The following is a 26,943-nucleotide window of genomic DNA, read 5'->3' as shown; positions in this document are numbered from 1 at the left end:
GCGGGAGGAGGTGCGGGGGTACGTGCCGGGTGGCGGGCGCCGGGTCCGGGGCGGGTCCGGGGTCAGCAGCCCCAGCGCAGGCCCGGGGTGGCGACCGGGGCGTCGTACAGCCGCAGCAGCTCCTCGTCGGCCCGGCATATCGTCACCGAGGCGCCCGCCATGTCGAGGGACGTCACATAGTTGCCGACCAGGGTGCGGGCGACCGGGACCTTGCGCTCGGCCAGCGCGCGCTGCACCTCGGCGTTGAAGCCGTACAGCTCCAGCAGCGGGGTGCCGCCCATCCCGTTGACCAGCAGCAGCACCGGGCCGTCCGGCTGGAGGTCGGACACCACCGCGTCCACGGCGGCATCGGCGATCTCCCCCGAGGTCATCATCGCGCGCCGCTCGCGGCCCGGTTCGCCGTGGATGCCGACGCCCAGCTCCAGCTCGCCGTCGGGCAGGTCGAAGGTCGGGCCGCCCTTGGCCGGGGTGCTGCACGCGGTGAGCGCCACACCGAAGGACCGCGAGGCGGCGTTGACCTGCCGGGCCAGCGAGGCGACCCGGTCCAGCGGCGCGCCCTCCTCGGCGGCGGCGCCCGCGATCTTCTCGACGAAGAGCGTCGCGCCCGTGCCGCGCCGCCCGGCGGTGTACGTGCTGTCCGTCACCGCCACGTCGTCGTCGATCAGCACGGTGGCGACCTGCACGCCCTCGTCCTCGGCCAGCTCGGCGGCCATCTGGAAGTTCAGCACGTCACCGGTGTAGTTCTTCACGATGAAGAGCACCCCGGCGCCGCTGTCGACGGCCGCCGCGGCGCGCACCAGCTGGTCCGGCACCGGGGAGGTGAAGACCTCGCCCGGGCAGGCCGCGTCCAGCATGCCGCGGCCGACGAAGCCGCCGTGCAGCGGCTCGTGCCCCGACCCGCCGCCGGAGACCAGGCCGACCTTGCCCTCGTAGGGCGCGCCACGCCGTACGATCACCCGCTTCTCCACGTCCACGGTCAGCTCGGGATGCGCGGCGGCGATACCCCGCAGCGCATCGGCGACCACGTTCTCGGCGACGTTGATCAGCATCTTCATCGGCTACTCCGTCCGCACGGGCCACGGGATCTCCAGCCTACGGTTCCACCGCCCGCAGGGCACCACGTACGGCAAGGCCCAGGGGTGCTGCGGTACCCTGCCGGCCCCCTCCCCGGCGGCCCGCGGCCACGGTTACGGTGGGCGGTGAAGGAGGCTGTCATGAGCGACACCGACCCCGGACTCTTCGGGCCCGACTCGGTGACCTGGCAGCTGCACGCCGACCCGGTCATGTGGGTGGCCGGCATCCGGGCGCTCTACCTCCAGGCACTGCACCCGCGGGCCGTCCGCGGGGTCGTGCAGAACTCCGACGTCCGGCACGACTCGTGGGGGCGGCTGCTGCGCACCGCGTCCTTCGTCGGCGAGATCACCTACGGCACCGCGCCCGCCGCCGAGCGCGCCGGCGCCCGTATCCGCGGCATCCACCGCAGGCTCTCGGCGGCCGACCCGCAGACGGGTGAGCGCTACGGCGTCGACGACCCCGAGCTGCTGCTGTGGGTGCACTGCGCCGAGATCGACTCCTACCTGGGCGTCGCCCGCCGCTCCGGCTACCCGCTCACCGCCGCCCAGGCCGACGCGTACGTGGCCGAGCAGCGCACCGCCGCCCGCCTCGTCGGCCTCGACCCCGCCGGGGTGCCCGCGAGCACCGCGGAGCTGGCCGGATACTTCGACACCGTGCGGCCGCGGCTCGCCGCCACGCCGGAATCCGGTGACATCGCCGGCTTCCTCGCCGCCCCGCCCGTGCCCTGGCCGCTGCTGCCGCTGCGCCTGGCGGTGTGGCGCGCGGTCTCCGGCACCGCCTACGCCGCGCTGCCGCGGTGGGCGCAGGAGCTGTACGGGCGGCCAGGACCCGGGCAGGCCGCCGCCGACCGGCGGCTGCGCGCCGCGGGCCGGCTGCTGCGGGCCGTCCCCGCGCGGCTGCGCTGGCAGCTGCCGCCGGGCCATATCCTGCGGGCCGTCGACCGGCTCGGACCCGGCACCCGCCCCTCCGTCCGCAGGCTGCCGACCGCTCCGGGCGCGGGCACCGGTGGGCCTTGAGCGGATATGCCCTGATGCGAGGTGACGTGTTCGACGCGGCCCGGCCATACTGAGTGCGGGGAAGCACCGAGGACCACGGGGGCGGGTACGCGATGGCGGCGGGACATCACGGGGACCACCACGGGCACGGCGGCACGGCGGAGCAGGCCGCCGTCATCCAGGGGCGCTACCGGCTGCACGAGCTGATCGGGCGCGGCGGCATGGGCGAGGTGTGGCTCGCGCTCGACGAGTCGCTGGGCCGCAAGGTCGCCGTGAAGTGCCTCAAACCCGCGGGCCAGGCCAGGGACGCCGGATTCACCCGGATCCTCCAGGAGCGCTTCCGCCGGGAGGCGCGGGTCGCCGCGGCCCTCCAGCACCGCGGGATCACCGTCGTCCACGACTTCGGCGAGCACGACGGCCTGCTCTTCCTGGTGATGGAACTGCTCGACGGGCGCAACCTGCTCCAGGTCCTCGACGACGCCCAGCGGCACCCGCTGCCGGTCCCCGACGTCATCGACATCGCCGAGCAGGTCGCCGACGCGCTCGCGTACACCCACTCGCAGGGCATCGTCCACCGGGACCTGAAACCGGCCAACATCATGCGGCTCGCCGACGGCGGCGTGAAGATCTGCGACTTCGGCATCGCCCGGCTCGGCCACGACATCGGCTTCACCTCCCGCCTCACCGGCACCGGCGTGGCCATGGGCACCCCGCACTACATGTCGCCCGAGCAGATCGGCGCCTCCGGCGAGGTCGACCACCGCAGCGACCTGTACTCGCTGGGCTGCGTGCTCTACGAACTGGCCACCGGCGCACCCCCGTTCGACCTCGGCGACACCTGGGCGATCCTGGTCGGCCACCGCGACACCGTCCCCGACCCGCCGCGCGCCCGCCGCCCCGAACTGCCCGCCGAACTCGACCGGCTCATCCTCGACCTGCTCGCCAAGGCCCCCGACGACCGGCCGCAGGACGCCGCCGACGTCTGCGGCAGGCTCAAGTCACTGCGCGGCGGCGGCCTCCCGCACCCCGCGCAGCCCGCCGTGTCCGGCGCCGCCCCACCCGCCGCCGGACTGCCCGGCTGGGCGCAGCACCTGACCACCGGCACCGCCGCCTTCCCCGCCGGGCCCGCGCCCGCCGCGCACCACGAGCTGACCGGCGCGTGGTCCACCCGCGGGGTGCGCCCGCCGCTGCCCGGCCCGCCGCCCGGCCCCGCCGGAGTGCAGGCGGAACTGGCCGGACGGCACGCCGAGGCCATCGACCTCGCCCGGGCCGGCAAGTGGCGGCAGGCCCACGACCTGCACACCGCGGTCGCCGCCGCCCGCGAGAGCACCCTCGGCGCCGAACACCCCGACACCCTCGGCAGCCGCTACGAAACGGCCTACTGCCTCACCGGCCTCGGCCGCACCGAAGAGGCGCTGCGGCTGTACGCCCACGTCGGCGAGGCCCGCGCCCGCGTCCTCGGGCCCGACCACCACGACACGCTCGCCGCGCGCCACGAGGCCGCGTACGCGCTCGGGGTGCTCGGCCGCCACGAGGAGGCGCACCGCGAGTACGCCGACGTGCTCGCCGCCCGGCTGCGCGCGTCCGGCCCGGACGACCCCGACACCCTGCAGTGCCGGCACAACCTGGCCTACAACCTCGGATGCCTCGGCCGCACCGAGGAGGCGCACACGCTGGCCGCCGAGGTGGCCGAGGCGCGCACCCGGGTGCGCGGCGCGGACCACCCGCACACGCTGATAACGCTCTTCGAGGTCGGCCACATGCTCGGCAAGGCCCGCCGCTGGCCCGAGGCGCTCGACGTCTACGGGGACGTCGCCGCCGCGCGCGGCCGCGTCCTCGGCCCCGACCACCCCGACACGCTCGCCGCCCGCTACGAGACCGGTATCTGCCTCGGGCGGCTCGGCCGCAGCGCGGAGGCCCGGACCCTCTACGAATCCCTCGTCGAGGCCCGGACCAGGACCGCGGGCTCCACCGACCCCGAGACGCTGCGGGCCCGGCACGCGCTCGGCGTCAACCTCGGCCGGCTCGGCGACTGGGAGCGCGCACTCGTCGAGGCCCGCGACGTCGCCGCCGTCCGCGCCCGGGTCCTGGGGCCCTTCCACCCCGACACGCTGGTCAGCAAACGGGAGATCGCCGTCGCCCTGGGCTGGCTCGGCCGCTGGGCCAGCGCGCTCGCCGTCTACCACGAGGTGGCCGACGCCCGCGAGCAGGTGCTCGGCGCCGGCCACCCCGACACCCTCGCCAGCCGCAGCGACGAGGCGCAGTGCCTGCGCCGCCTCGGCCGCACCGCGGAGGCGCAGGCCCTCTACGAGCGGGTCGCCGCACGGCGCAACGACCCGCCGCCGCCCGTCGGCTGAGCCCGGGACGCCGCCCGGCGGAGGGTTGTGCCCGCCGCGAACGGGGCGGCCGTACGCGCCGGACCGCGACTAGGGTCCGGGCATGAACGCCATGCGCACCTTCCGCTCCGGCGGCGTCCGGCTCGCCTACGAGCAGACCGGTCCCGCGGACGGCCCCCCGCTGCTGCTCCTGCACGCACTCGGCGAGAACCGCGGCTCCTGGGCCGCGGTCGCCGCCGCCCTCGCCGCGGACGGCTGGCGCACCACCGCGCTCGACCTGCGCGGCCACGGCGACAGCGACCACGCCGACGACTACACGTTCGAGGCGATGCGGGACGACGTGTTCGCGCTGCTGGACGAGCTGGGCATCGACGAGGTCACCGTCATCGGACACTCCGTCGGCACGATCGTGGCCTCGCTCGTCGCCATGGACCGGCCCGCCGCCGTCCGCCGCATGGTCCTGGAGGACGGCCCGCTGCCCTTCCCCGCCGACCCGCCCCGCCCGGTGCCGGACGGACCGGGCCCCGGGCTCGACGGCGACTTCGACTGGCGGGTCGTCGCCGAGGTCGCCCGCCAGCGCAACGCGCCTCCGGCGCGGCACCGGGAGGGGCTCGCGCGGATCACCGCGCCCACGCTCGTCGTCGCGGGCGGCGAGCGCAGCCCCATCCCCCAGGACCTGCTGGCCGACGTCGCCGCCCGCATCCCCGGCGCCCGCCTCACCACGATCCCCGTGGGCCACATGATCCACGACTACGCCCCCACGGATTTCCTCGCGGTGACCCGAGCGTTCCTCTCCGAGGGGTGAGCCGGGGTTACGCCCCGGGGCGCCTCTCGCGGTGCCCCGCGCGGCCTCCCCCCGGAGGTGGCTGAGCGCGCAGTTCCCCGCACCCCTTTGGCGCCCTGGGGTGGCCCTCGCGGTGGGCGTCGCGACCTTCTGCCGGTGGTGGGCCGGTCGCGCAGTTCCCCGCGCCCCTGGAACGCTCGCCCGGCGCGGTAGGGGCTTGCGCACACCGGGCCGGGCACGGCAAGGGGCGCGGGGAACTGCGCGCTCAACCACCCACCGAGGGCAGGTCGCAAGCACCACTGTCAGAGGCAGCCCGGGGCGTGGCCGGGAGCAGGGCCTACGCGGGCCAGGGCGCGGCGAAGGCGCGTGCCGGGTTGGCGGAGAGGATCGCCTCCGCCGCGGCGGGGCCCAGGTCGCGGGTGAGGCGGGGGCGCAGGACGCGCAGGAGGTACGGAGCCCCGGGGCCCGCCCCCGGCGAGGTGGTGTCCGCGCCGAGCAGCAGCTGGGAGGTGTGGCCCGCTTCCGCGAGGGCGACGAGGGAGCCGACCAACCACGGATCGGTCGCGCTGTGCGCCCTGCTCGGCCCGTCGAAGGCCAGATACGCCCCCGCGGCGGCGAGTTCGCGGTGCACCCCGGGATCGGGGAAGCGGTTGAGGTGCCCGAGCAGCAGGCTGCTCGCGGGCACGCCCAGCTCGCCGTGGAGCAGTCCGAGGACGTCCACCGCCGCGGTGCCCATCTCGTGGTGGATGCCGATGGGCGCCCCCGTGGCGTGGTGCGCGTGCGCGGCCGCGGCCATGACCCAGCGGGTGTGGTCGTCGAGGGCGTGGAACATCCCGGCGACCTTGATCATCCCGGCCCGCGGGCCGGTCCGCGCCCCGCCGGGGTCGTCGCCCGTGACGGTGCCCTCGGTGAGTTCGGCGACGAAGAGCTCGGCGAGCGCGTCGCCGCTCCGCAGCCGGCGCAGCAGCTCCGGGTCGTAGTGCACCTCCTGGTGGAGGCCGGTCGCGGCGATCACGTGCACCCCCGTGGCACGTGAGGCCGCGACCAGCCGGTCCGAGCGCCGCCCCATGGCGAACGGCGTCCACTGGGCGAGCGCCCCGCCGCCGAGGTCGCGGAAGGCCCGCAGCGTGCCGAGCGCGGCGTCCTCGTCGTCGAGGGGGAGGGGCAGCGCGGGGCTGCGCAGGAAGAGGTGGTCGTGCGCGTCGACGACACCGAGCGTGGCGGGCGCGATGTCGCCGAGCACGGTGCGGACGGTGCGGGGCCCGGTCACGACGCCTGCGTCCCTTCGTTCTCGCGCAGCACCGCCGAGGCGACCCGCAGGCCCGCGAGGGCCTTGGGCACCCCGACGTAGGGCGCCAGATGCACCATCACCTCGACGATCTCCTGCGGTGCGACGCCTATCCGCAGGCTGTTGCGGACGTGGTCGTCGAGCTGCGGCTCGACCCCGCCGAGCGCGGTGAGCGCGGCCAGTGTGGCGATCTGCCGGTCGCGCAGTTCCAGGCCTTCGCGCTGGTACGTGCCCCCGAAGAGGCTGGTGACGATCCAGTCGGCGAAGCCGGGGGCCAGCGCGTCCAGGCGCGACAGGGTGCCCTCGATCGTCTCGGGCCCGGCGAGTTCGCCGAGCAGCCGGTAGCCGGCCTCGCGGTCGATCACTGCTTCGCGCATCACCACATCCTCCCTTCGGGCAGCTTGTCGAGTTCCGGACGGGACAGGTGCAGCACCTGGTAGCGCTCCTCGTCCGGTGTCGTGGGCGGGCCGGGCACGGTGTCCTCCCAGAGGGCGAAGTGGAGCAGTTCCCAGTGCCGCGGGTCGACGACGACCGCGGTGGAGTGCACGCCGGGCAGGGCCGCGGTGCGCGTCATGTCCTCCAGCGCCTGTCCGACCGCCTCGGCGGGGGCCGTGCCGGGGGAGATCGGGAAGGCGCGGCGGGTGGCGGCGCGCGGCGCGGCGCCGTAGGCGGGGCCGCGGGCGAAACCGGCTCCGGTCCAGTGCTCGACGGTCGGCCGCCCGAAGTCGGCGCACAGGTTCTGGAATCCGGCTCCCCACAGGAAGCTGTTCATGCCTTCGGGGGTGTTCCACAGGTAGAAGGGCGCGTACTGGTTGACGGGCGAGCCGTCGACGCCCCGCTCCCGTATCAGATAGGCCTTCTGGCCGAGGCCGGGGAAGTCGTCGAGCAGGTGGCCCTTGGTGGCCACCCGGTGGCGGATGATCTGCATGTCGTAGTCGGCGGGCAGGGTGATGCGGTAGTTCATCGCGTGCACGGGCGGGTTCTCCTGGGGCTGGGGCTCGGCTGATGTCGGTCGGGTGTGCGGTCGCGGTTCAGGCGCCGGCGGCGGGTACGGCCTGGGCGGCGAGGAGGGCGACGGATCCGCGGACGGCGGCGTCGAAGGGCTCCTGCGAGTCGGCGGCGCGGGCCAGCACGTAACCGCCCTGGACGACGGCGACGATCGCGGCCGCGGTGTCGTGCGGGTCGAGACCGGGGCGCAGTTCGCCCGCCGCGACGCCCTCGGCGAGGACACCGGCGAGGTGGCCGGTCAGCCAGGCGAAGGTCTCCTGCACGGGTGCGCGCAGTTCGTCGCTCGCGATCACGTCGGGGTCCATCGCCATGCGCCCGACGCGGCACCCGCGCAGGGCGTCGCGCTCGCGGACGAGGTAGGCGGTGGCCCGCTCCAGCGCGGTGCCGCCGCGGGCGATCTGCTCCTCGGCCTGAGCCCGCAGTTGCGCGGCGCTGCGGCGCATCGCGGTGACGGCGAGGTCGGGCTTGCCGCGGAAGTGGTGGTACATGCTGCCCTGTCCGGCGCCCGCCCGGTCCTGGATGGCCTTGGGGCTGGTGCCGACGTATCCGCGTTCCCACAGCAGCGCCTGCGCGCTTTCGATCAGTCGTTCCGACGTCTCCATGATCGTAGTGTACATACTAGTAGGTACAGAAAGCCAGCCCGACCGTGCCGAAGGCCGGGACGGCTCCTCCCCCGTACGGGAGCCGCCCCGGCCGTGGTGGCGCGGGTCAGACGTGCAGCCCGGCCGTCCACTGCCCGGCCGTGTCCGCGCCCGGCGCGCCCTGGGTGACGACGCCGCCCTCGCCCGGGTGCACGCTCACGCCGCCCTTGCCGGGCTGCGTGGTGACACCGCCGGGGCCGGGCAGACCCTTCGGCGGCGCCGGGCACTCGGCGCCCGTGCCGACGTGCACCGAACCCGCGGGCGCGGGCTTGCCGTTGACGTAGACCGTGACCTTGCCGTTCACGACCTTCACCACGACCTTGTCCCCGGTGCCCTTACCGGGCTTGCCGGGCAGCGGCGGGAGCGTGACCGGACCGCCCTTGCCCGGCTTGCCGCCGACCTGGACGATGCAGACGACCTGCTTGCCGCCCTCGGTCCCGCCCTTCCCGCCGCTCTTGCCGCCGCCCTTGCCTGCGGGCTGCGCGTGGGCCGTGTGCGCGGCCGACGGCGTCGTGGCGCCGCTGACCGGCGCCGCCGCGACGCTCGCCAGGCCCAGCCCGGCCACTAGGGCGAAGCCCGCGGCAATCCTCTTGTCGATCATCGTGTGCTGTCTCCCGTTCGAGGACGCCGGACCGGCCGGTCCGGCGATCACCACACTCGCCGGGGGCGGCTGAAGCGGACCTGAAAGCCCGTCGGACGATCTTCATGTTCGCCTTAGGTGGCGGGCCGCACGCTGGAGAGGTGCGCATACTCGTGGTGGAAGACGAACGCAGGCTGGCCGAACTCCTCGGCGACGGGCTGAGCCGCGAGGGCTTCGCCGTCGACCTCGCCCACGACGGGCGCGAGGGGCTCTGGATGGCCACCGAGCACGCCTACGACGCGATCGTGCTCGACGTGATGCTCCCGGAGCTGGACGGCTACGGCGTCTGCCGCGCGCTGCGCGAGGCCGGGGTGTGGACGCCGATCCTCATGCTCACGGCGATGGACGGCGAGTACGACGAGGCCGAGGGGCTGGACACCGGCGCCGACGACTACCTGACCAAGCCCTTCTCCTACGTCGTGCTGCTCGCCCGGCTGCGCGCCCTGGTGCGGCGCGGCCTGCGCGAGCGTCCCGCGGTGCTGGCGGTGGGCGACCTGCGGGTCGACCCGGCGGGGCTGCGCGCGAGCCGCGGCGACGTGCTGATCCCCCTCACGCCCAAGGAGTTCGCGATCCTGCACTGCCTGGCCCGGCGCGCGGGCGAGGTGGTGCCCAAGTCCGAACTGCTCGCGCGGGCCTGGGATTTCGCCTACGACGGCGACTCCAACGTGGTCGAGGTCTACATCAGCGCGCTGCGCCGCAAGATCGACAAGCCCTTCGGCCGCAGCTCGCTGCGCACCGTCCGCGGCGCCGGTTACCGGCTGGAGGCCTGAGATGAGCGTCCGGCTGCGCACCACGCTCGCCGCGACCGCCGTGGTGGCCGCCGCCCTCGGCCTCGCCGCCGCCGCGCTCCTGCTGTCGCTGCACGCGAGTCTGACCCGCTCGGCGCGGGATCTGGCCGTCCAGGACGCGGGACGCAAGGCCGCGCTCGTCCTGGAGCAGCACGGCGCGCCGGGCGGCACCACCGTCACCGGCGGGGCCCTCGGGCCGGGCCCGGACGCGACCGTTACCGCAGGGGGCGCCGGGCCGGGGCCGGACGCGCTGCCGCCCGGGATGCCGCCGCCCGGGAAGGAGGGCGGCACGGTGGTCGTGTCGATGAACGTGAACACCGGCGCGGGCCCGGTCACCGTCCAGGGCACCGCGTCCCTCGCACCGGTCCGCGCGGCGATGCGCACCCTGCTCCGGGTGCTGGTCCCGGGCATCCCCGCGCTGCTCGCGCTGGTCGCCCTGCTGTGCTGGCACACCACCGGGCGGGCGCTGCGCCCGGTGTCCGCGATCCGTGCGAAGGTCGACAAGATCACCGCGCGGGATCTGCACGAGCGCGTTCCCGAGACGGACGCGCGCGACGAGGTCGCGGCCCTGGCCCGTACCGTCAACGCGACCCTCGACCGGCTGCAGACGGCGGTCGGCGCGCACCGGCAGTTCGTCGCCGACGCGGCACACGAACTGCGCAGCCCGATGGCCGTGCTGCGCACCCGGCTGGAACTGGCCGCTCCGGGCGAGCAGCACCTCGCCCGCGAGGCGCTCGCCGACGTCGAGCGCCTCCAGACGCTCACCGCCGACCTGCTGCTGCTCTCCCGGCTGGACGCCCGCGAGCCGATCCGCACCCGGGAGACGGACCTGGCGCAGATCGTCGCCGAGGAGGCGGCGCGGGCCCGGCCGCGCACCGATGTCGCGGTGCGGATGCGGCTCACCCCCGACGTGCTGATCGACGGCTCGCCGGACCACCTGCGGCGGATGGTCGCCAACCTCGTCGACAACGCGGTGCGGCACGCGTCCGGCGCGGTGACCGTCGAGCTGACCCGGGACGGGGCGCGCGGCCGGGCGCGGCTCGACGTCGCCGACGACGGGCCCGGCATCCCGCCCGAGCACCACGCGACCGTCTTCGACCGCTTCACCCGCCTCGACCACGCGCGCGCCCGTGACACCGGCGGATCGGGGCTCGGCCTGCCCATCGCCCGCGACATCGCCCTCGCCCACCGCGCGTCGCTCCGGGTCGTGCCCGGCGGCGGGCCGGGGGCCACGCTGCGCGCGTCCTTCCCGCTGCGGACACCGGCCGGGCCGTCCCCCTCCTATTGACCCGCGGCGAAGCCGATCTGGGCTGCACTCACCACGGTGCCGAAGCGCGGGAAGTCCAGTGCGACCGCGGCCTCGTGCTCGGCGGCGGTCAGCGCCGCCATCGCGTCCGCCGCGAAGACCAGCCGGTAGTCGAGGTCGGAGGCGGCGCGGGCGGTGGACTCCACGCCCAGGTTGGTGGCGATCCCGGCGAGCACCAGGGTGTCCACGCCGCGCTCGCGCAGCAGTTCGTGCAGGCCGGTGTCCAGGAAGCCGCCGATGGTGCGTTTGACGACGACGAGGTCCCCGTCCCGCACCACGCCCGCGGCCAGTTCGCTGCCGGCCGGCTGCTCGGCGACGCCGGGCCGCTGCGTCCGGACGGCCACCACCGTGGCGCCCGCGGCCCGGAAGGCGTCGGCCAGTTCCAGCGCGGCGGCGAGTACCGCGGGGCCGGGCAGCGGGGCGAGGGGTAAGGCGACGATGCGGTCCATGAGATCGATCGTGACCAGCGCGGTGCGCGCCGGGTCGAGGCCGGGGGCGAGCGGGGACTCGCCGCGGCGTCCGTGATCATGTGCGGTCATGTGCGGTCACCCTACCGGCAGCCTCCGCCCGGCCGCCCGGTGTTCACGACGGACCGTTCTCCGGTCGCGAACAGCCCGCGAAGTGCCCTCCGTGCGATCGGAACAGGCCCCGGCGCGGGCGGCTTCGGTCATCTTGTGTCGGCGTACGGCACGGCCGCTACTGTGGTGAACACGCAACGCAGCGGGAGGAGCACGACGTGGCGGAAAGCACCACGGGACAGCCGTTGGCCAACGGGAAGAAGCCGCAGCTCGACCTGACGGACGCCGAGTGGCTGTCCAGCAAGCAGGGGAACGGCGATGTGCAGATCGCCTTCGTCGAGGGCTACATCGCGATGCGCGACGGGCGGCACCCCGACGGCCCGGCGCTGATCTTCACCCCCGCGGAGTGGCGGGCCTTCGTCCTCGGCGCGCGCGACGGCGAGTTCGACCTGACCTGACCGCGGGCGGGACCGGCCGGGGCACGCGCGGACGCGTACCCCGGCCCTTCCGTGCGGGCCTACGGCCCGGCCGTCACGGCCAGGTGCCCAGCTCCGGCAGCGGCCCGCCCGTGAGCGCCTGCTCCGGGTGGCGCCCGGCGAACCACGCCGCCAGGTCCGTGAGCCGGCCCTCGACGGCGACGCGCGCCCCGCGGCCGTACGTCCACACCTCGCCGGTGTCGACGGCGGTCACCGTCAGCCCGACCCCGCCCGGCACCCGCACGGACAGGAAGTCGAGCAAGTGGGTACACAGCTGCGGGGACCAGCCGGAGGGGCTTGCGCCGAGCCGCGCGTCCACCGTGTGGATCTCCAGCTCCCGCCACCAGGCCAGCCCCACCGTGCGCAGGGTGCCGTCGCGGTACGCCACCGGGTGCTCCCAGTCGCCGGGCCCGACCGCGGCCCAGGACGCCTCCGCCTCGTCCAGCGCGTCGGACAGAGCCGCGGTCAACTGCGCCGCGGGACGGCCGTGTCCGGCCTCGATGGCGGCGTCCCGCGCGGGCCTGCCGCCGTCGTAGACCTCGATCGTCCTGCCCCGCAGCGCGTAGCGCGCCTGACGCGCGAGGGCCCGCCCGACACCCTCGACGTGCGTCAGCACGTGGCCGCGGGTCCAGCCGGGCAGCGCGCTCGGGGCGCGCAACTCCTCGTCGGTGAGCGCCCCGGTGAGCCCGCGCAGCCGCGCCACGCCCGCCGTGAAGGCCGCCCGCAGATCGGGCTGCGGCCGCTCCGCCGCGTCCTCGCCGTCCGTCCCGCCCGCCGTCCGCTCGGTCACGGCCACAGCAGTCCCCTTTCCCATCCCTCGCCGGTGTGCGTGTAGACGACCCTGGTGTGCCGCCGGTCCCGGTCGCCCTGCCAGAACTCGACGCTCTCCGCGTGCAGCGCGTAGGCGGTCCAGCCCGGCGCGACCAGCCCGGGCTCCGCCTCGATCCGGGCGGCGGCCTCGCGCACCGCCGCGTCCCGGACCGCCGGGTCGGCCAGCGGTGTGGACTGCCGGCCCAGCAGCGCCTCGGCGCGCGCGCCGGGGGAGCGGGCCAGGAAGTCCGCGGCGCTGTCGGCCGGACCGCCCGGCTCCACCCGGCCGCGGATCCGGACCTGACGGGCGAGCGGCGACCAGTAGAAGGTGAGCGCGGCGGCCGGCTGCGCGGCCAGTTCTCGGCCCTTGCGCCCGCCCGCGTCGGCGGCGAAGCACCAACCGCCGGGGGAGACGTCCTTGAGGATCAGGACGCGGGCGGACGGGGCGCCGTCCTCGCCCGTGGTGGACAGCGTCATCGCGTGCGGCTCGCGGACCCCGGCCCGTACGGCGGCGAGCAGCCACTCGACGAACAGCTCGTGCGGATCGGACGGCAGCACGCCGGGGTCGAGGTCCGGCAGCTCTCCTGCGAACACGTCCAGTCCGCGCAGCAGTTCACGCAGGTCGGACACAGACACCCCCTCCGTGTTAATGGTTTTCGCTCACGATACCATTAGGTCATGGCAGCTGATCATCTCGCGCTGGACCTCGCCGTCACCATCCGCCACGACGGGCACGGCGGCGTCGCCGACGACCTCGCCGAACCGGCCGGGCTGACGCGCTGGGTCCGCGCGCACGCCGACGCGCTGCGGGCCGACCTCGCCGCGGGCGGCGACGCCACCGCCCCCTTCACCGCCGAGGACTTCACGGCCGACGCCGCCGCGCTCGCCGCCGCCGTCGAGGTACGCACCGCCACCCGCGCGCTCTTCGCCCGCGCGGTACGGCCCGGCCCGGCCAGCTCCGCCGACGCGGGGAAGCTGCCGTCCGCCGCCCAGGCGCTGGACCGGCTCAACGCGGCCGCCGCGCGCGTCCCGTACGCGCCCCGCCTGGAGTGGCCCGCCGACCGGCCCGCGACCGCCGCCCGCGCCGCCGCCCGCACCCCGCGGGCCGCCGACCTCGTCGCCGCCGCGCTCGCCCGGCACGCCATCGCCTTCCTCGCCGGGCCCGACCGGGAGCGGCTGCGCGCGTGCCCGGCGCCGCGCTGCGTGCGCTACTTCGTCAAGGAGCACACCCGCCAGGAATGGTGCAAGCCGTCGTGCGGCAACCGCGCCCGCGTCGCCCGCCACGCCGCCCGCCAACGCGCCGCCACCGGCTCCACCGACAACCGGGCGTAGCCGGACCGCCTCGGGGGAGCCGTACGTACCCGGGCGCGTCACCCGGCGTTCCCGCCGATGGGCGAGGCGGCGGTGGGGCAGCCCCTCCGCACCCTCGCGACCGAAGGCGTCCCTGGCCACGCCGCCCGGCAACGTGCCGTCTCCGGCTCCGCCGCTGACCGGGCGTAGCCGGACCGCCCCGGGGGAGCCGTACGCACCCGGGCACGTCACCCGGCGTTCCCGCCGATGGGCGAGGCGGCGGCGTGCCGCGTCGGCTGTAGGCGTCCTCCGAGACCGGGCAGCCCCCTGCCCAGGTCCCACCGCCGCTCCGGCCGGCGGGTGTCCCGGCCGCCGTCCGGCCCCGGCGGGACCGTGCGCCCCGCCCTGCCCCGGCGCCGGGCGCCGCCCGCACCCCGGCGGGGCCGCCGCGTGGCGCTGACGTGGTGTCACTCGTGCGGGTGGGGCCGCCCCGCAGGGGCTACGGACGGTAACGGGGCGCATCGGGGGCGCACGGAGGAACGGGGCTGGCGCGTGTTCCGCAAGCGGTGGCCCTGCGCCGCCGGGCGTGGCAGGCTCCGCGGTGGCCGCCGGGGCGGCCGCGCTCCGCGCACGCCCCCGCCGCCCTCACGCGCCGTGTCCGGTCGTGCCCGCTGCCAGTGGCCGACCGGCACGGCTGTTCCCGCTTACACACCGCATGTGACGGCGTACGCTGTGAGGCCGTACGAGGTCGACAGGCGGAGCGCGAGCGCGGCGGCGCGACCGCCTGAGCCCCACCGGCCGCGAGGGGGTGCCCCATGCCGCAGCGCCACACCCGCCTCCGGCCTGCCCTGCTCGAGCGCGACGCCCAACTCCTCGCGGTGGAAGAGGCGCTGGACGAGCTGACCGGACGGCGCGCCGACGGCACCGGCTACGAGGACGCGGCCCGCAGCGGCGGCCTGCTCGCCTTCTCCGGACCCGCGGGCCTGGGCAAGACCGCGCTGCTCGCCGAGGTGCGCCGGCAGGCCACCGCCCGCGGCTGCACCGTACTGTCCGCGCGTGGCGGTGAGCACCAGCAGCACGTCGCCTTCCATGTCGCCCGGCAGTTGCTGCAACCGCAGTTCGCCGCGGCCGGCGAGGCGGAGGCCCGCGCCGCGCTGGGCAGTTGGTACGGCGTCGTCGGCCCCGCGCTCGGCCTGTGCACCGCAGAGGGCGACGCGTCCGACGCGCAGGCACTGCGCGACGGCCTCGACTGGGTGCTCACCCATCTCGCCGTCCGGCGTGCGCCCGTGGTGCTGGTCCTCGACGACGCCCACTGGGCCGATGCCCCGTCGCTCAACTGGCTGGCCGCGTTCGCCCCGCGCACCGACGACCTGGCCATGCTCGTCGTCATCGGCTACCGGCCGGACGAACTCCCGCCGGACGCCGAGGCGTTCCGCGGCCTGCCCGGCAGATCCGGGCACCGCCCGATCGGGCTGCCGCCGCTCAGCGAGACCGCCGTCGCCCGGATCGTGCGCGACGCCGTGGGCGCCCATGCCGACGACGCCTTCTGCCGCGAGTGCTTCGAGGTCACCTCCGGCAACCCGTTCGAGGCCGTCGAACTCGCCGCCAAGGTCGCCGAACACGGTGTCACCCCGGACGCCACCGCCCTGTACCAGCTCCGGGACCTCGCCGCCGCCGTCAAGGGCCCGGGCCTGGCGCGCAGGCTGGACCGGCTCGGCCCGTCCACCGTCCGGCTCGCGTGGGCCGCGGCCGTGCTCGGCACCGCGGGCACACCCGAACTGGCCGCCGACGTCGCGGGGCTCGGCTACGAGGAAGCCGCCGACTGCGCCGAGCGGCTGCGCGCCGCCCGTATCCTCATCGACGGCGAGACCCTCGACTTTGCCCATCCGCTCATCGCCACCGCCGTCTACCGCGCCATCCCCGACACCGTCCGGATCGGCCTGCACGCCCAGGCCGCGTGGTCCGTCGTGGACGCCGGGCTCGGGCCCAGCGCGGCCGCCCGCCACCTGCTGGAGACCCGGCCCGCAGGCGACCCGTGGGTCGTCACCCAGCTGCGGGCCGCCGCCCGTGACACCCTGCGCGCCGGTGCGCGCGAGGCCGCCCGCAGCTACCTGCGCCGCGCGCTGCGCGAACCGCCGCAGGACGACGACCGGGCCGCGGTGCTCTACGAACTCGCGGTCGCCTCCCAACTGCTCGAACCCTCCGTCACCGTCGGCCATCTGAAGGCCGCGCTGGAGGAGCCCACCGGCGACCCGGAGCTGCGCGACGGCATCGTCTTCCGGCTGTCGCAGTCGCTCGCGCACAGCGACCAGCTCGGCGAGGCCGCCGAGGTCGTGGCCCGTGCCGCCCGCAGCGCCACCACCGCCCGCGGGCGGCTGCGCATGCAGGCCGAGCAGTTCATGTGGGACGCCTTCCGCGCCGACGAGCCCGACTCGCAGGGCCGCTCCAAGCGGCTGAGGCTGCTCGCCGACCGGCTCACCGGACGGGACGCCACCGAGCGCTACATCATCGGCCTGCGCGCGTGGGACGCGACACTGCGCGGCGAACCGGCCGCCGAGGCCCTGCGGCACACCGAACGCGCCCTGGCCGGCGGACTGCCCTGGGCCGACGAGACCCGCGGCTTCGAGGTGCCGGTGCTCGTCGCCATGACCTACGCCTACGCCGACCGGCCGGAGCGCACCGAGGAGCTGTTCGCCACCGGTGTCGCCGAGTTCGAGCGGTTCGGCTTCCACGGCGCCCATCTCGCCTTCGGCCAGGTGCTGCTCGGCTACGTCCGCTACCGCCAGGGCCGCCTCCCCGACGCCGAGCGCGCCGCCCGCGACGGCCTCCGCCTCGCCGAACGCGTCGGGCGCGGCACTCCCGTCCACTGGTACGCGGTGGCCGGCCTCGTCACGGTGCTGCTGGCCCGCGGGCAGGTCGAGGCCGCCGTGGAGGTCGCCGGCGACCAGGCCTTCCACGCGCCCTTCCCGGCCGCCGTCACCTTCCCCGACGCCCAGGCGGTGTACGGCGAGCTGCTGCTCGCCCAGGGCCTGCACACCGAGGCCGCGGCGGTCCTCGCCGAGACCGGCGGCCGGCTGGACCGGCGCGGCTGGCGCAACCCCGCGTGGTGCCCCTGGCAGATCCACCTCGCGCTCGCCCAGCAGCACGCGGCGCCGGACAGCGCGCTGACCACCGCGCTGGACGCCGTGAGCCGGGCCCGGCACTACGGCGCGGGCTCCGCGATCGGGCAGGCGCTGCGGGCCGCGGGCCTGGTCTCCACGGGCGCCGAGCGGCTGCGGCTGCTGGAGGAGGCCGTCACGCACCTGGACGCCTCGCCCGCGGTGCACGACCTCGCCGCGGCCCTCGTCGACCACGGCAGCGCGCTGCGCGCGGCGGGGAGTGACGAGGAGGCCGCCGACCGGCTGCGCGCGGGTCTGGCCGCCGCGGAGAAGTGCGCCGCGGACGGTACGGCCGAGCGGGCGCGGGCCGAATTGGCGCTGATCACCGCCGCACGGGGCACTGCGGGCTGACCCCGGCCCAGTACCATGGCGGCATGTCCTTCCTCCGCCGCCGCCCCGCCACGCCCACCGGGCCGGACTTCGACGTTCTCGCGATGGACCCGGGGGACTGGCCCGGCGACCTCGGCGCGGGCCTGCTGCCCGGCCCGGACGGCCGCTGCGAGGGCATCTACCTGCGGTACGACCTCTTCGGGGGGCGCGGCCCCGCGATGCTCATCGGCAACCTCCCGGAGGGCTCGCCCGCGCGCCAGCTGGAGGAGGGGCAGGTGCCGTTCGAGGTGGCGCAGCTGCTGGCGGCGCTCGGCAACGACGAGCCGGCGGTGGTCACCGAGACCGAGGACACCCCGGTCTGGCAGGGGGACGGACTGCTGATCGTCCGCCGGATCAAGATCTCCGAGTCGCGCGTCGCGTGCGCGCAGTTCGACCGCAGCGACGGCGTCCAGGTGACGATCGCCACGTGGGACCGGCCGATCACCGACGACCTCTACCAGCTGCTCAAGCCGCTGCCCGCGGAGATGTTCCAGGCCGGCTGAGCCCCCGCGCTCAGCCCGACCGGTCAGCGGGTGCCGACCGCCGCGCGCACCGCCCTGCGGGCCAGCCCGCAGTCGTCGTGCAGCCGGCGCAGCAGCAGCCGCTGCTCCTCGCCCGTCTCGGCGGCACCCGGCGCCACCGGGGCCGTGGAGCGCATCGTGCGCTGGACGGCCGTCTCGTAGGTGCGGATCTCCCGCGTCAGCACGAGCATCAGGTTCACCAGGAACGCGTCCCGTGCGGCGGGGCCCTGGCTCTGCGCCTGCTGGCTGATCTGACGGCGCGCCGCCTCGTCGTCGCCGAGCACCGACCACAGCACCGCCAGGTCGTAGCCGGGCAGGTACCAGCCCGCGTGCTCCCAGTCGACCAGCGACGGGCCGGCGGGCGACAGCAGCACGTTGGACAGCAGGGCGTCGCCGTGGCAGAACTGGCCCTGGGCGTGCGCCAGCCCGTGCAGCAGCTTCTGCAGGTCGCCCATGTCCCGGTCGGTCAGCAGGCCCAGCTCGTGGTAACGGCCCAGCCGCGCCGCGTAGTCGATCGGCGCGTCGAAGGAACCGGCGGGCGGGCGCCACATGTTGATCCGCGCGTACGCCGACAGGGCCGCCCGCACGTCGCCGCGGGCCGGGGTGTGCGAAGGGTGGCGCTGCGGCGAGACCACCCGTCCCGGCATCCGCTCCATCACCAGCACACAGCTCTCCGGGTCGGCGGCGATCAGCCGCGGCACCCGCACCGGAGGACGGTGCCGGACGAAGGTGCGGTAGGCCGCTATCTCGTGGCGGAAACGATCCGCCCACGCGGGGGAGTGGTCCAGCAGGCACTTCGCGACGGCCGGGGCGCGGCCCGAGGTGCCGACCAGCAGGGCGGTGCGGCCGCCGCGGCGCAGCAGCTGGACGGGGGTGAACTCGGGACAGATCCGCTGCACCGCGGCGACCGCGGTACGCAGCTGGGCTCCCTGCGGGCCGGTCAAGTCGAGTCTCCCGCTCAGCGGATGGGTCCCGCCGAGCGTCGCGCGCCGCAGGCCGGCCGTCGGCCGTGGCCGGAGCGCCGGTTCGGGCACGGAGGGGAAGCCCGCGCGGGCCGCGGCGGGCCGGGCCGGTGCGGGACGGGGCGGGGTGGACACGGAGGACGATGCCGAATACATGGGAGGAAACGATCCCTTCGTGTGCCAGCAGGTGAGGAAACGCCGGGCCCCGGCCCGGCACCGCACCCTGGGGAATGCGGCGCCGGGACGGGGTGGCGCGTTCCTACCTGACACCCCGGGGGCCGTGGCAGACCATCTGGCGGACCCTGGCGAACCCTGGCGAATAGTCACGGGGCCCATGTCGGGGGGATGCCGGGGGGAATAGTGTCAACAGCGCCGAGGAACCTGGGGGCTTGACGTGGGCAATGTGGCCAACACCCGACTCGCGGACCTGTTCGCACTCACCGGCTGGTCCAAGGGCGAGCTCGCACGGCTGGTCAACCGGCAGGCGGCGGCCATGGGCCACCCGCAGCTGGCGACCGACACCTCGCGGGTTCGCCGCTGGATCGACACCGGGGAGTCGCCGCGCGATCCCGTGCCGAAGGTGCTGTCCGTGTTGTTCACCGAGCGTCTCGGCCGTGTCGTGACCATCGAGGATCTCGGGTTCGACCGGCGCCGGCAGACGACCAGGAAGAAGGCCGGTGACGGCCTTCCGTGGGCGCCGGACAGAACGGCCGCGGTCCTCACCGAATTCACGGGAATGGACCTCATGCTCAACCGACGCGGTCTGGTGGGCGCGGGCGCCGCGCTCGCCTCCAGCACCGTCATCAGCAACGCCATGTACGACTGGCTGCACTCCGACCCGGCCCTCGCGGCCGACGCCCCGGTCCTCGACAACCCGCTGCACGCCGACCCCGCCGACTACGACCGCTACGAGGCGGCCCCGGTCGGCTCGCAGGAGGTCGACTCGCTGGAGGCCTCCGTCCAGGTCTTCCGGGCCTGGGACGCCTCGCGCGGCGGCGGGCTCCAGCGCAAGGCCGTCGTCGGCCAGCTCAACGAGGTCGGCGGCATGCTCTCCTACCACCACCCGGCGCACCTCCAGCGCAGGCTGTGGGGCGTGGCCGCCAACCTCGCGGTCCTGGCCGGCTGGATGTCCCACGACATCGGCCTCGAACCCACCGCGCAGAAGTACTTCCTGATCGCCGCGCACGCCGCGCGCGAGGGCGGCGACCGGCCGCGGGCCGGCGAGGCGCTCTCCCGTGCCGCCCGCCAGATGGTGCACCTCGGCAAGCCCGAGCAGGCACTGGACCTGATGAAGCTCGCGCAGTCCGGCGCGGGCGAGCAGTCGCTGCCGCGCACCCGCGCCATGCTGCACACCATCGAGGCCTGGGCGCAGGCGTCGATGGGACGCGGCCAGGCGATGCGCCGCACGCTCGGCGAGGCCGAGGAGCTGTTCGTCTCGGACCGCACCGAGGGCCCCGCGCCCGACTGGATGCAGAACTTCGACGAGGCCGACCTGCACGGCATGCAGGCGCTCGCCTACCGCACCCTCGCCGAGCACGACCCCGCCGCCGCCGCCCAGGCCCAGCACCACGCCAAGCAGGCGCTCGCGCTGCGTACCGACGGCCACGAGCGGTCGACGATCTTCGACTACCTGTCGCTCGCCTCGGCCTGCTTCATCGCCGACGACCCCGACCAGGCCGACCGCTACGCCCGGATGGCGCTGCTCACCATCGGCCAGACCTCCTCGCACCGCACCTGGGACCGGCTGCGCGAGATGTACCGCCTCACCGGACGCTACTCCGACTACAGCCGGGTGCAGGATCTGCGCAAGGAGATCGAGTCGAAGCTGCCGCGGCAGAAGGGGGGAGGCACCGGCGCCGCCCGCTACCGTGAGGTCTGAGCGCCTCGCCGGGTACCCGTACTTCGCACTCCTCATCCCTCAGGCCCAGGACGTCTTTTCGGCTGTCCGCTGCCGCTGACCCGGCACCGTACGGCCGTCTTCCGGTGCGCGCCGCGCTGGTGCCGTTCAGCCGATCCTGGCGATCAGCACGCACGCGTCGTCCTCGCGGTCCGGGGTGCCGAACTCCTCCGCCACCAGCCGTACGCAGTCCTGCGCGCTCCTGGCGGCGGTGAGCCGCGGTGCCATGGACAGCAGCCGGTGCCCGCCCCCGTCGGCATCCTGGACGCCCTGGCCGTCGGCCGTGGCGCGCCGCGGAACGAGTCCGTCGGTGTGCAGCACCAGCAGGTCGCCGGGCGCGAGCTGCTCGGTGGCCTGGGCGTACTGCGCACCCGAGGTGGCGCCGAGCAGCACGCCGTCCGGCGCGTCCAGCAGCCGCCCTGTCCCGTCGCGGAAGAGCAGCGGGGCGGGGTGGCCGGCCTGCGCCCAGTGCAGCACCCGGGTGCCCGGGTCGTAGCGGCAGCACAGCGCGCTGCCCAGCGCGGGCTGCGGGGAGGTGTCGAGCAGTTCGTTGAGCCAGCCCATCAGCGGGCCGGGCTGGAGGCCCGCGACGGCCATGCCGCGCAGCGCGCCGAGCAGCATCGCCATGCCGGACGTGGCGGCGACGCCGTGGCCGGTGAGATCGCCGACGGTCAGTAAGGACGAGCCGTCCGGCAACTGCATCGCGTCGTACCAGTCGCCGCCGATGAGCGCGCTGGTCGCCGACGGCAGGTAGTGCGCCGCCAGATCCATCGTGGTCGGCCCCCCGTCCTGCGGGAAGCGCTGGGCGCCGCGCCACGGGGGCAGCACGGCTTCCTGCAGCTCGACCGCCATCCGCCGCTCGGTCTGTGCGATCTGCCGCTGCCGCTGCAGCGACTCCCTGGTCTCGCGCAGGGTGCGCTGGCTGCGCCGCAGGTCGCTGACGTCCCGCAGCACCGCCCACATCGACTCCGTGCCGCCGTCGGTGCCGAGCACCGGCTCGCCGACCATGTGCACGGTGCGGACCGAGCCGTCGCCGCGCACGATGCGGAACTCCCCGTCGATCGGGCGCCCGTCCACCAGGCAGCCGGTCACCATGCCGGTCAGCAGCGCCTGGTCCTCGGCGAACAGCCACGACGGCAGCTCGTCCAGGGTGAGCGGCCCGTCGTCCGGGGTGCGGCCGAAGATCCGGAAGAGCTCGTCCGACCAGTGCGCGGTGTCGGTGAGCAGATCCCACTGCGCGCTGCCCGCCCGGCCCAGCGCGCCCACGGCAGCCGCGTCGGGCCCGCCGTCGCGCAGCGGCACGTCCAGCAGCGGCGGCCGCCCGTCGGGTGTGGCGATGTCACCGAGCCCGTCCCGCAGCTGCCCGAGGTGGGCGCCGAGGTCGTCGAGCTGGTGCACCGCGAGGTCGCACAGCGCGCGCCGCCAGCGCAGCTGGGGATCGGTGTGGCCGTCGCCGTCGCGCAGCATCGCGTCGACCCGGGTCCGCAGCTGACGCGCCTCGGTGATGAGCGCGTCCACCGCACCGGGGTCGGGCAACTGCGCGGCGGTGTGATCCGCATGCGTTGGGGACGGCATGACGCACTCCGAACGTGTCTGCTGGCAGGCGCTCTCGGCCGTGGCGGACGGAAGGGGCCGGTAACGACTGTTGCACAGGGAGCGATGGGCCGTAAGGGTTTCCGCGATACCCGATCCGGTGGTGCTTCTGGCATATGCCACGTGCTCAGCGCGTTTTGCGCCACCCGATGGCCGTCCGGCCGCTGTTGCGCGGACACCTGCCCGACGTGCTGGAGCCATCTTGCTCCTGGTCGCGGGGGTACCGGAAGCGACAGCGCGGCCCTGAGTCGGTAGGCTGCGGCCGCCCGTCCCCCTCGTGGTCCGCCCCTGCCGCCAGGCATGAAATGCCCGGTGGCCGGTAAGGATGCCGGGCATCAGCAGCGGAAATCCCGTTGCCATGGAATCCCCCGCACCGGATGCTGACCTCATGTTCGACCCAGACATAGCGCCCAGTGGCACTCTTCTCGGCCTCCTCCAGCGGGGGCGCGGAGACGGGCCCCTGCACGCCCTCGCGGCGCCCCGGGCCGAGGCACTCGCCGCCCTGGAGCACTGCGTGCTGCGCGACCCCCGGCTGGACTGGCGGGTCGAGTCGCGCTCCCTCTACTACGCGCGGCTCTACTCCGACCTGGAGGGCCCGCTCGACGGGATCGAACAGCACCTCTTCCAGCCCGACGACGTGATCGCCCCCGACGAGCACCGCTGCGGCCTGGCCCTGTCCGTCCTCGGCCACCTCGCCGGATACGGCAGGCGGGACGCGCTGCGGCTGCTGCGCCGCTACGCCGCGACCGGCGGCTGCTGGGAATGGGCCCTCGACGAACTCGCCGTCCGCGACGGGGAGGCCGGGCTGCGCGCCCTCGGCCCCGCCGTGGTCGCCCGCTTCCCGCAGACCCCCGAGGGCGACGCGGACCTCGCCCGCGCCGTCCGCGAGGCCTACGAGCCCCGGCCCTGGCAGCTGTGGGCCGAGGACGCCGTACACCCCGCGACCGCCGAACGCGTCCGGCGGGCCGGCGAACAGGTCAGTTTCGACCGCTGGCAGCGCCAGATGCGCTCGGCCGGCCCCACCCCCGGCTGGGGAGTCGCCGCCGTCCTGGACTGGGCGCAGCAGGGCCTGGACGCCCACCCCGCCGCCGAACGGGACCAGCCCGCCGCCCGCTGCCTGGCCGCCGTCGCCGGGCCCGAGGACCGCCCCGCGCTGCTCGCGGCCGCCGAGCACGGCCCCTCCGCCGCCCGCGCCGCCGCCCTCAGGCACCTGTCCGACCGCCGCGAACCGCGCTGCCTCGACCTGATCGGCGCCGCCGCCGAATCCGCCGACGAGCGGGTGGCGCGGGCTGCCGTCGAATCCTTCGAACGCATGCACGACGACGACGCCCTGGAACGCGCCCGCTCCTGGGCCCCCCGCACCGACGCGCTCGGCGCCGCCGCCGCCCGCACCCTCGCGCGGCACGGCGGCCCCGCCGACAGCGAACTGGTCCTCGCCGCGCTGCGCCGCGCCGTCCGGAACGACGGCGCCGACGCCGAGGGCATCGAGCCGCTCGTCGAGGGCGCCGGCCGGCTCGCCGCCTGCCACGCCGCACCCCTGCTGCGCCACCTGTACCGCGAGACGGCCAGCTCGCAGCTGCGCGGCACCGCCGCCCGCGCCCTCGCCGCCGCCGACCCCGGCTTCGCCGCGGGCTTCGCCGTGGAGTGCCTGTGGGACTGCGAGGAGGCCACCCGCGAACTGGCCGCCCACCGCGCCGCCTCCGGCGACGTCCGAGTCCTGACCCAACTGCGCCGCCTCGCCGCCGATCCGGCCGAGGAGGCCGAGGTGCAGACCGCCGTCCGCGGCAGACTCAGCTCCGGCGGCACCGCACGCTGAGCGCGCGGGCGTAGGCGCCCTCGTCCCGCGCGGGCGCCACGGTTGGCGACGGTGCCCGCGGGACGCGTCCCGGCGGGAGGGCGCGGCGCGATTGGCCCGGCGACGCGGGCGCGTGCCGGGTGGGCCGGAAGGTGGCTTGCGCGGCGGATGCCGCGCCCGGTGGGTAGGACGCTGTCCTAGGCTCGACGGGGCCGTTGCCATGGGCCGGGTTCACCGTCCCGGGGGCTTCGGGCGGCCTGCACGGACGCGTGCGCCGTGGCCGTCCTGCCCGGAGGGTCAGGCGCGGGCCAACGCTCACGGGGCGTTCCCCTTCGGGAAAGATCCTCGTGGCCGTGACAACGTCCAGTCCGGCGACAACCTCCGTATGAGAGTCGCCATCGTCACGGAATCCTTCCCGCCCGACGTCAACGGTGTCGCCCACTGCGCCCTGCGCACCGCCGAACACCTCGCCAGGACCGGCCACGACCCGCTGGTCATCGCCCCCGCAGGACCGGGCGACCAGCAGTCCGACGACCCGTGCCCGGTCGTCCGCGTCCCCTCGCTCCCGCTGCCCGGCTACCCCCAGGTCCGCGTCGCGCTGCCCGGCCGCCGCACCGCCGCCGCGATCGCCGCGCACCGCGCCGATATCGTCCACCTGGCCAGCCCCTTCGTCCTCGGCGTCCGCGGCCAGGCCGCCGCGACCCGGCTGCACATCCCCGCCGTCGCCGTCTACCAGACCGACCTCGCCGGATACGCCAGGACGTACCTCAACGCCGGTGAGGCCGCCGCCTGGCGCCGGATCCGCGCCGTCCACTCCGCCGCCGCCCGCACGCTCGCCCCGTCCAGCGCGTCCGTCACCGCGCTCACCGAGCACGGCGTCCCCCGCGTCCACCTGTGGCCGCGCGGCGTCGACGCGGTCCGCTTCCACCCCCGCCGCCGCGACGACGCGCTGCGCCGCGAACTCGCCCCGCGCGGCGAGCTGATCGTCGGCTACGTCGGCCGGCTCGCCGCCGAGAAGCACGTCGAACTCCTCGCCGGGACCTGCGAACTGCCCGGTGTGCGGGTCGTCGTGGTCGGTGACGGCCCCAGCGAGCCCGGCCTGCGCCAGGCGATGCCGGGCGCGGTCTTCCTCGGCCGCAGGACCGGCGACGACCTCGCCCGGATCTTCGCCTCCCTCGACGTCTTCTGCCATACCGGCCCCTTCGAGACGTTCTGCCAGACCGTCCAGGAGGCCATGGCCAGCGGCGTCCCCGTCGTCGCGCCCGCCGCCGGCGGCCCCCTCGACCTCGTCGACCACGGCCGCACCGGCCTGCTCGTGCCGCCCGGCGACGACCTCGCGATCCGTACCGCCGTCCGGCTGCTGCACGCCGACCCGCGGCTGCGCCTGCGCTACGGGGCCGCCGCCCGCGACACCGTCGCCGCCCGCAGCTGGGAGGCCGTCGGCGACGTGCTGCTCTCCCACTACGACCAGGTGCTCGGCGAGCGCGCGCGGGTCGCCGCATGAAGACCTCCGGCCTGCGCATCGTCCGCGTCGCGAACTTCGTCACCCCCGTCTCCGGCGGCCTGCGCACCGCGCTGCGCCACCTCGGCGAGGGGTACGCGGCGGCGGGCCACGAACCCGTCCTCGTCATCCCCGGCCCCGAGGCGTCCGACGAGATCACCCCGCAGGGCCGCGTCATCACCCTGCCCGGCCCGGAGATCCCCGGCAGTGGCGGCTACCGCGTCCTCGCCCGCCGCGCGCCCGTCGCCGCCGTCCTCGAATCCCTCGCGCCCGACCGGCTGGAGGTCTCCGACCGCACCACCCTGCGCTGGACCGGCGAATGGGCCCGGCGGCGCAGAGTGCCCGCCGTCATGGTGTCGCACGAGAGCGCCGACGGCGTCCTCGGCACATGGGGCGTCCCGGGCGCCGCCGCCCGCCGCGCCGCCGACGCGCTCAACCGGCGCACCGCGCACTCCTACACGCGCGTCGTGTGCACCACCGCGTGGGCCGAGGCGGAATTCCGCCGGATCGGCGCCCGCAACGTCGTCCGCGCCCCGCTCGGCGTCGACCTCAGCGGCCTGCACCCCGGCCACCACGACCCCGGCCTGCGGGAGCGGTACGCGCACGGCGCCGCCGTCATGCTCGTGCTCTGCTCCCGGCTGAGCCCCGAGAAGCGGCCCGACGACGCGTTGCAGGCCCTCGCGCACCTGCGGCGGGCCGGCGTCGACGCCGCCCTCGTCGTCGCGGGGGAGGGGCCGCTGCGCACCCGCCTCACCACCCACGCCAGGTCGGCACGGCTGCCCGTGACCTTCCTCGGCCATGTCGCCCGCCGCGAGGACCTCGCGGCGATCCTCGCGACCGCCGACGTCGCACTGGCCCCGGGCCCCGTCGAGACCTTCGGGCTCGCCGCCCTCGAAGCGCTGGCCTGCGGCACGCCCGTGGTGGCCAGCACCCGATCCGCCCTCCCCGACATCATCGGCCCCGCGGGCGGCTCCGGCACGACCCCCGCGGAACTGGCCGCCGCCGTCCGCGCCCTCCTCGCGGTACCCGCCCCCACCCGCCGCACCCGCGCCCGCACCCGCGCCGAGCTCTACACCTGGCCCGCCGCCGTCTCCGCCTTCCTCACCGCCCACACCGCCCTCCCCGCGGACCTCCCCCGATGAGCGCACCCCCTCAACGACGCGAGCAACCGCGCACCCGGCCCCGTCCCGGCG

24 protein-coding genes are annotated in these 26,943 nt (G+C 75.9%); 13 read left to right on the top strand and 11 right to left on the bottom strand.

Features of this window, described 5'->3' with window-relative positions; genetic code table 11:
* Positions 1-62 precede the first annotated feature (62 nt).
* Positions 63-1,055, bottom strand: a complete 993-nt coding sequence (dhaK, locus tag ACH4PY_RS11960) for a dihydroxyacetone kinase subunit DhaK (protein WP_398179517.1) — start codon at positions 1,053-1,055, stop codon at positions 63-65.
* A gap of 159 nt (positions 1,056-1,214) precedes the next feature.
* Here dhaK and ACH4PY_RS11955 point away from each other — a divergent pair, with 159 nt between their 5' ends.
* From ACH4PY_RS11955 to ACH4PY_RS11945, 3 genes are all read left to right on the top strand, one after another.
* Complete coding sequence (locus ACH4PY_RS11955) at positions 1,215-2,090, top strand: oxygenase MpaB family protein (RefSeq protein ID WP_398179514.1); 876 nt, start codon at positions 1,215-1,217, stop codon at positions 2,088-2,090.
* Positions 2,091-2,182: 92 nt separating this feature from the next.
* A complete protein-coding gene (locus ACH4PY_RS11950) occupies positions 2,183-4,426 on the top strand; it encodes a tetratricopeptide repeat protein (RefSeq protein ID WP_398179511.1) in 2,244 nt (747 codons plus the stop codon).
* Between the two features lie 82 nt (positions 4,427-4,508).
* Entirely contained in the window at positions 4,509-5,210 is a 702-nt protein-coding gene (locus ACH4PY_RS11945) for an alpha/beta fold hydrolase (protein WP_398179508.1), read from the top strand.
* A 316-nt stretch (positions 5,211-5,526) separates the two neighbouring features.
* Here ACH4PY_RS11945 and ACH4PY_RS11940 read toward each other — a convergent pair whose 3' ends face one another.
* From ACH4PY_RS11940 to ACH4PY_RS11920, 5 genes are all read right to left on the bottom strand, one after another.
* On the bottom strand, positions 5,527-6,459 hold the full coding sequence (locus tag ACH4PY_RS11940; RefSeq protein ID WP_398179505.1) for a phosphotriesterase: 933 nt from the start codon (positions 6,457-6,459) through the stop codon (positions 5,527-5,529).
* Positions 6,456-6,854: a carboxymuconolactone decarboxylase family protein gene (locus tag ACH4PY_RS11935; protein ID WP_398179502.1), complete on the bottom strand. Its 399-nt coding sequence runs from the start codon at positions 6,852-6,854 to the stop codon at positions 6,456-6,458. The genes ACH4PY_RS11940 and ACH4PY_RS11935 overlap by 4 nt, the downstream gene beginning before the upstream one ends.
* Positions 6,854-7,450: a DUF4865 family protein gene (locus ACH4PY_RS11930; protein WP_398179499.1), complete on the bottom strand. Its 597-nt coding sequence runs from the start codon at positions 7,448-7,450 to the stop codon at positions 6,854-6,856. Before ACH4PY_RS11930 ends, ACH4PY_RS11935 begins: the two co-directional genes overlap by 1 nt.
* 58 nt (positions 7,451-7,508) lie before the next feature.
* The gene (locus ACH4PY_RS11925; RefSeq protein WP_398179496.1) at positions 7,509-8,087 is read right to left on the bottom strand and encodes a TetR family transcriptional regulator C-terminal domain-containing protein; all 579 of its coding nucleotides are present in this window, start codon (positions 8,085-8,087) and stop codon (positions 7,509-7,511) included.
* Between the two features lie 106 nt (positions 8,088-8,193).
* On the bottom strand, positions 8,194-8,727 hold the full coding sequence (locus tag ACH4PY_RS11920; RefSeq protein WP_398179493.1) for a hypothetical protein: 534 nt from the start codon (positions 8,725-8,727) through the stop codon (positions 8,194-8,196).
* A gap of 140 nt (positions 8,728-8,867) precedes the next feature.
* Between ACH4PY_RS11920 and ACH4PY_RS11915 the strand changes: the two genes are divergently transcribed.
* A complete protein-coding gene (locus tag ACH4PY_RS11915) occupies positions 8,868-9,536 on the top strand; it encodes a response regulator transcription factor (RefSeq protein ID WP_398179490.1) in 669 nt (222 codons plus the stop codon).
* 1 nt (position 9,537) lies between these two features.
* The gene (locus ACH4PY_RS11910) at positions 9,538-10,842 is read left to right on the top strand and encodes a sensor histidine kinase (RefSeq protein ID WP_398179487.1); all 1,305 of its coding nucleotides are present in this window, start codon (positions 9,538-9,540) and stop codon (positions 10,840-10,842) included.
* Here ACH4PY_RS11910 and ACH4PY_RS11905 read toward each other — a convergent pair.
* Positions 10,836-11,399 (bottom strand): isochorismatase family protein, encoded by a 564-nt coding sequence (locus ACH4PY_RS11905; RefSeq protein WP_398179484.1) that lies wholly within the window; start codon positions 11,397-11,399, stop codon positions 10,836-10,838. The genes ACH4PY_RS11910 and ACH4PY_RS11905 overlap by 7 nt on opposite strands.
* Positions 11,400-11,596: 197 nt before the next feature.
* Between ACH4PY_RS11905 and ACH4PY_RS11900 the strand changes: the two genes are divergently transcribed.
* Positions 11,597-11,836, top strand: coding sequence for a DUF397 domain-containing protein (locus ACH4PY_RS11900; protein WP_398179481.1), 240 nt, complete (start codon positions 11,597-11,599; stop codon positions 11,834-11,836).
* Between the two features lie 73 nt (positions 11,837-11,909).
* Here the strand turns inward: ACH4PY_RS11900 and ACH4PY_RS11895 are convergent, their stop codons facing one another.
* Both ACH4PY_RS11895 and ACH4PY_RS11890 read right to left on the bottom strand, forming a co-directional pair.
* Positions 11,910-12,650, bottom strand: coding sequence for a maleylpyruvate isomerase family mycothiol-dependent enzyme (locus ACH4PY_RS11895; RefSeq protein WP_398179478.1), 741 nt, complete (start codon positions 12,648-12,650; stop codon positions 11,910-11,912).
* Entirely contained in the window at positions 12,641-13,294 is a 654-nt protein-coding gene (locus ACH4PY_RS11890) for a pyridoxal 5'-phosphate synthase (protein WP_398179475.1), read from the bottom strand. The genes ACH4PY_RS11895 and ACH4PY_RS11890 overlap by 10 nt, the downstream gene beginning before the upstream one ends.
* Before the next feature lie 48 nt (positions 13,295-13,342).
* On the opposite strand from ACH4PY_RS11890, the gene ACH4PY_RS11885 reads away from it, so the two are divergent.
* From ACH4PY_RS11885 to ACH4PY_RS11875, 3 genes are all read left to right on the top strand, one after another.
* Positions 13,343-13,996: an ABATE domain-containing protein gene (locus ACH4PY_RS11885; RefSeq protein ID WP_398179472.1), complete on the top strand. Its 654-nt coding sequence runs from the start codon at positions 13,343-13,345 to the stop codon at positions 13,994-13,996.
* A gap of 773 nt (positions 13,997-14,769) precedes the next feature.
* The gene (locus tag ACH4PY_RS11880) at positions 14,770-17,463 is read left to right on the top strand and encodes an ATP-binding protein (protein WP_398179469.1); all 2,694 of its coding nucleotides are present in this window, start codon (positions 14,770-14,772) and stop codon (positions 17,461-17,463) included.
* A 23-nt stretch (positions 17,464-17,486) separates the two neighbouring features.
* A complete protein-coding gene (locus ACH4PY_RS11875; RefSeq protein WP_031523462.1) occupies positions 17,487-17,984 on the top strand; it encodes a hypothetical protein in 498 nt (165 codons plus the stop codon).
* 23 nt (positions 17,985-18,007) lie between these two features.
* Here ACH4PY_RS11875 and ACH4PY_RS11870 read toward each other — a convergent pair whose 3' ends face one another.
* On the bottom strand, positions 18,008-19,120 hold the full coding sequence (locus tag ACH4PY_RS11870; RefSeq protein ID WP_398179465.1) for an aminoglycoside phosphotransferase family protein: 1,113 nt from the start codon (positions 19,118-19,120) through the stop codon (positions 18,008-18,010).
* Between the two features lie 238 nt (positions 19,121-19,358).
* Here ACH4PY_RS11870 and ACH4PY_RS11865 point away from each other — a divergent pair, with 238 nt between their 5' ends.
* Positions 19,359-20,843 (top strand): hypothetical protein, encoded by a 1,485-nt coding sequence (locus ACH4PY_RS11865; protein ID WP_398179462.1) that lies wholly within the window; start codon positions 19,359-19,361, stop codon positions 20,841-20,843.
* A gap of 126 nt (positions 20,844-20,969) precedes the next feature.
* Here ACH4PY_RS11865 and ACH4PY_RS11860 read toward each other — a convergent pair whose 3' ends face one another.
* A complete protein-coding gene (locus tag ACH4PY_RS11860; protein ID WP_398179459.1) occupies positions 20,970-22,436 on the bottom strand; it encodes a PP2C family protein-serine/threonine phosphatase in 1,467 nt (488 codons plus the stop codon).
* Between the two features lie 406 nt (positions 22,437-22,842).
* Here ACH4PY_RS11860 and ACH4PY_RS11855 point away from each other — a divergent pair, with 406 nt between their 5' ends.
* The 3 genes from ACH4PY_RS11855 (at position 22,843) to ACH4PY_RS11845 (ending at position 26,892) form a co-directional block, all read left to right on the top strand.
* Positions 22,843-24,270 (top strand): HEAT repeat domain-containing protein, encoded by a 1,428-nt coding sequence (locus ACH4PY_RS11855; RefSeq protein WP_398179456.1) that lies wholly within the window; start codon positions 22,843-22,845, stop codon positions 24,268-24,270.
* Positions 24,271-24,634: 364 nt separating this feature from the next.
* Positions 24,635-25,753, top strand: a complete 1,119-nt coding sequence (locus ACH4PY_RS11850; protein WP_398179453.1) for a glycosyltransferase family 4 protein — start codon at positions 24,635-24,637, stop codon at positions 25,751-25,753.
* Complete coding sequence (locus tag ACH4PY_RS11845; protein ID WP_398179450.1) at positions 25,750-26,892, top strand: glycosyltransferase; 1,143 nt, start codon at positions 25,750-25,752, stop codon at positions 26,890-26,892. Before ACH4PY_RS11850 ends, ACH4PY_RS11845 begins: the two co-directional genes overlap by 4 nt.
* The last annotated feature ends 51 nt before the right edge of the window (positions 26,893-26,943 follow it).

Origin of the sequence: Streptomyces sp. NPDC021224 (genome assembly GCF_044332905.1) — a bacterium.
Taxonomy (GTDB): Bacteria; Actinomycetota; Actinomycetes; order Streptomycetales; family Streptomycetaceae; genus Actinacidiphila.
Note: the sequence above shows the minus strand (reverse complement) of the source record. Positions and strands in the feature narration are given on the sequence as shown.

What these genes read in the sequence shown, in the direction of transcription:
- dhaK (WP_398179517.1), bottom strand. Translation starts at nt 1,055, where the DNA reads ATGAAGATGCTGATCAACGTCGCCGAGAACGTGGTCGCCGATGCGCTG.
- ACH4PY_RS11955 (WP_398179514.1), top strand. Translation starts at nt 1,215, where the DNA reads ATGAGCGACACCGACCCCGGACTCTTCGGGCCCGACTCGGTGACCTGG.
- ACH4PY_RS11950 (WP_398179511.1), top strand. Translation starts at nt 2,183, where the DNA reads ATGGCGGCGGGACATCACGGGGACCACCACGGGCACGGCGGCACGGCG.
- ACH4PY_RS11945 (WP_398179508.1), top strand. Translation starts at nt 4,509, where the DNA reads ATGAACGCCATGCGCACCTTCCGCTCCGGCGGCGTCCGGCTCGCCTAC.
- ACH4PY_RS11935 (WP_398179502.1), bottom strand. Translation starts at nt 6,854, where the DNA reads ATGCGCGAAGCAGTGATCGACCGCGAGGCCGGCTACCGGCTGCTCGGC.
- ACH4PY_RS11925 (WP_398179496.1), bottom strand. Translation starts at nt 8,087, where the DNA reads ATGGAGACGTCGGAACGACTGATCGAAAGCGCGCAGGCGCTGCTGTGG.
- ACH4PY_RS11920 (WP_398179493.1), bottom strand. Translation starts at nt 8,727, where the DNA reads ATGATCGACAAGAGGATTGCCGCGGGCTTCGCCCTAGTGGCCGGGCTG.
- ACH4PY_RS11910 (WP_398179487.1), top strand. Translation starts at nt 9,538, where the DNA reads ATGAGCGTCCGGCTGCGCACCACGCTCGCCGCGACCGCCGTGGTGGCC.
- ACH4PY_RS11905 (WP_398179484.1), bottom strand. Translation starts at nt 11,399, where the DNA reads ATGACCGCACATGATCACGGACGCCGCGGCGAGTCCCCGCTCGCCCCC.
- ACH4PY_RS11885 (WP_398179472.1), top strand. Translation starts at nt 13,343, where the DNA reads ATGGCAGCTGATCATCTCGCGCTGGACCTCGCCGTCACCATCCGCCAC.
- ACH4PY_RS11880 (WP_398179469.1), top strand. Translation starts at nt 14,770, where the DNA reads ATGCCGCAGCGCCACACCCGCCTCCGGCCTGCCCTGCTCGAGCGCGAC.
- ACH4PY_RS11875 (WP_031523462.1), top strand. Translation starts at nt 17,487, where the DNA reads ATGTCCTTCCTCCGCCGCCGCCCCGCCACGCCCACCGGGCCGGACTTC.
- ACH4PY_RS11870 (WP_398179465.1), bottom strand. Translation starts at nt 19,120, where the DNA reads ATGTATTCGGCATCGTCCTCCGTGTCCACCCCGCCCCGTCCCGCACCG.
- ACH4PY_RS11860 (WP_398179459.1), bottom strand. Translation starts at nt 22,436, where the DNA reads ATGCCGTCCCCAACGCATGCGGATCACACCGCCGCGCAGTTGCCCGAC.
- ACH4PY_RS11855 (WP_398179456.1), top strand. Translation starts at nt 22,843, where the DNA reads ATGTTCGACCCAGACATAGCGCCCAGTGGCACTCTTCTCGGCCTCCTC.
- ACH4PY_RS11850 (WP_398179453.1), top strand. Translation starts at nt 24,635, where the DNA reads ATGAGAGTCGCCATCGTCACGGAATCCTTCCCGCCCGACGTCAACGGT.
- ACH4PY_RS11845 (WP_398179450.1), top strand. Translation starts at nt 25,750, where the DNA reads ATGAAGACCTCCGGCCTGCGCATCGTCCGCGTCGCGAACTTCGTCACC.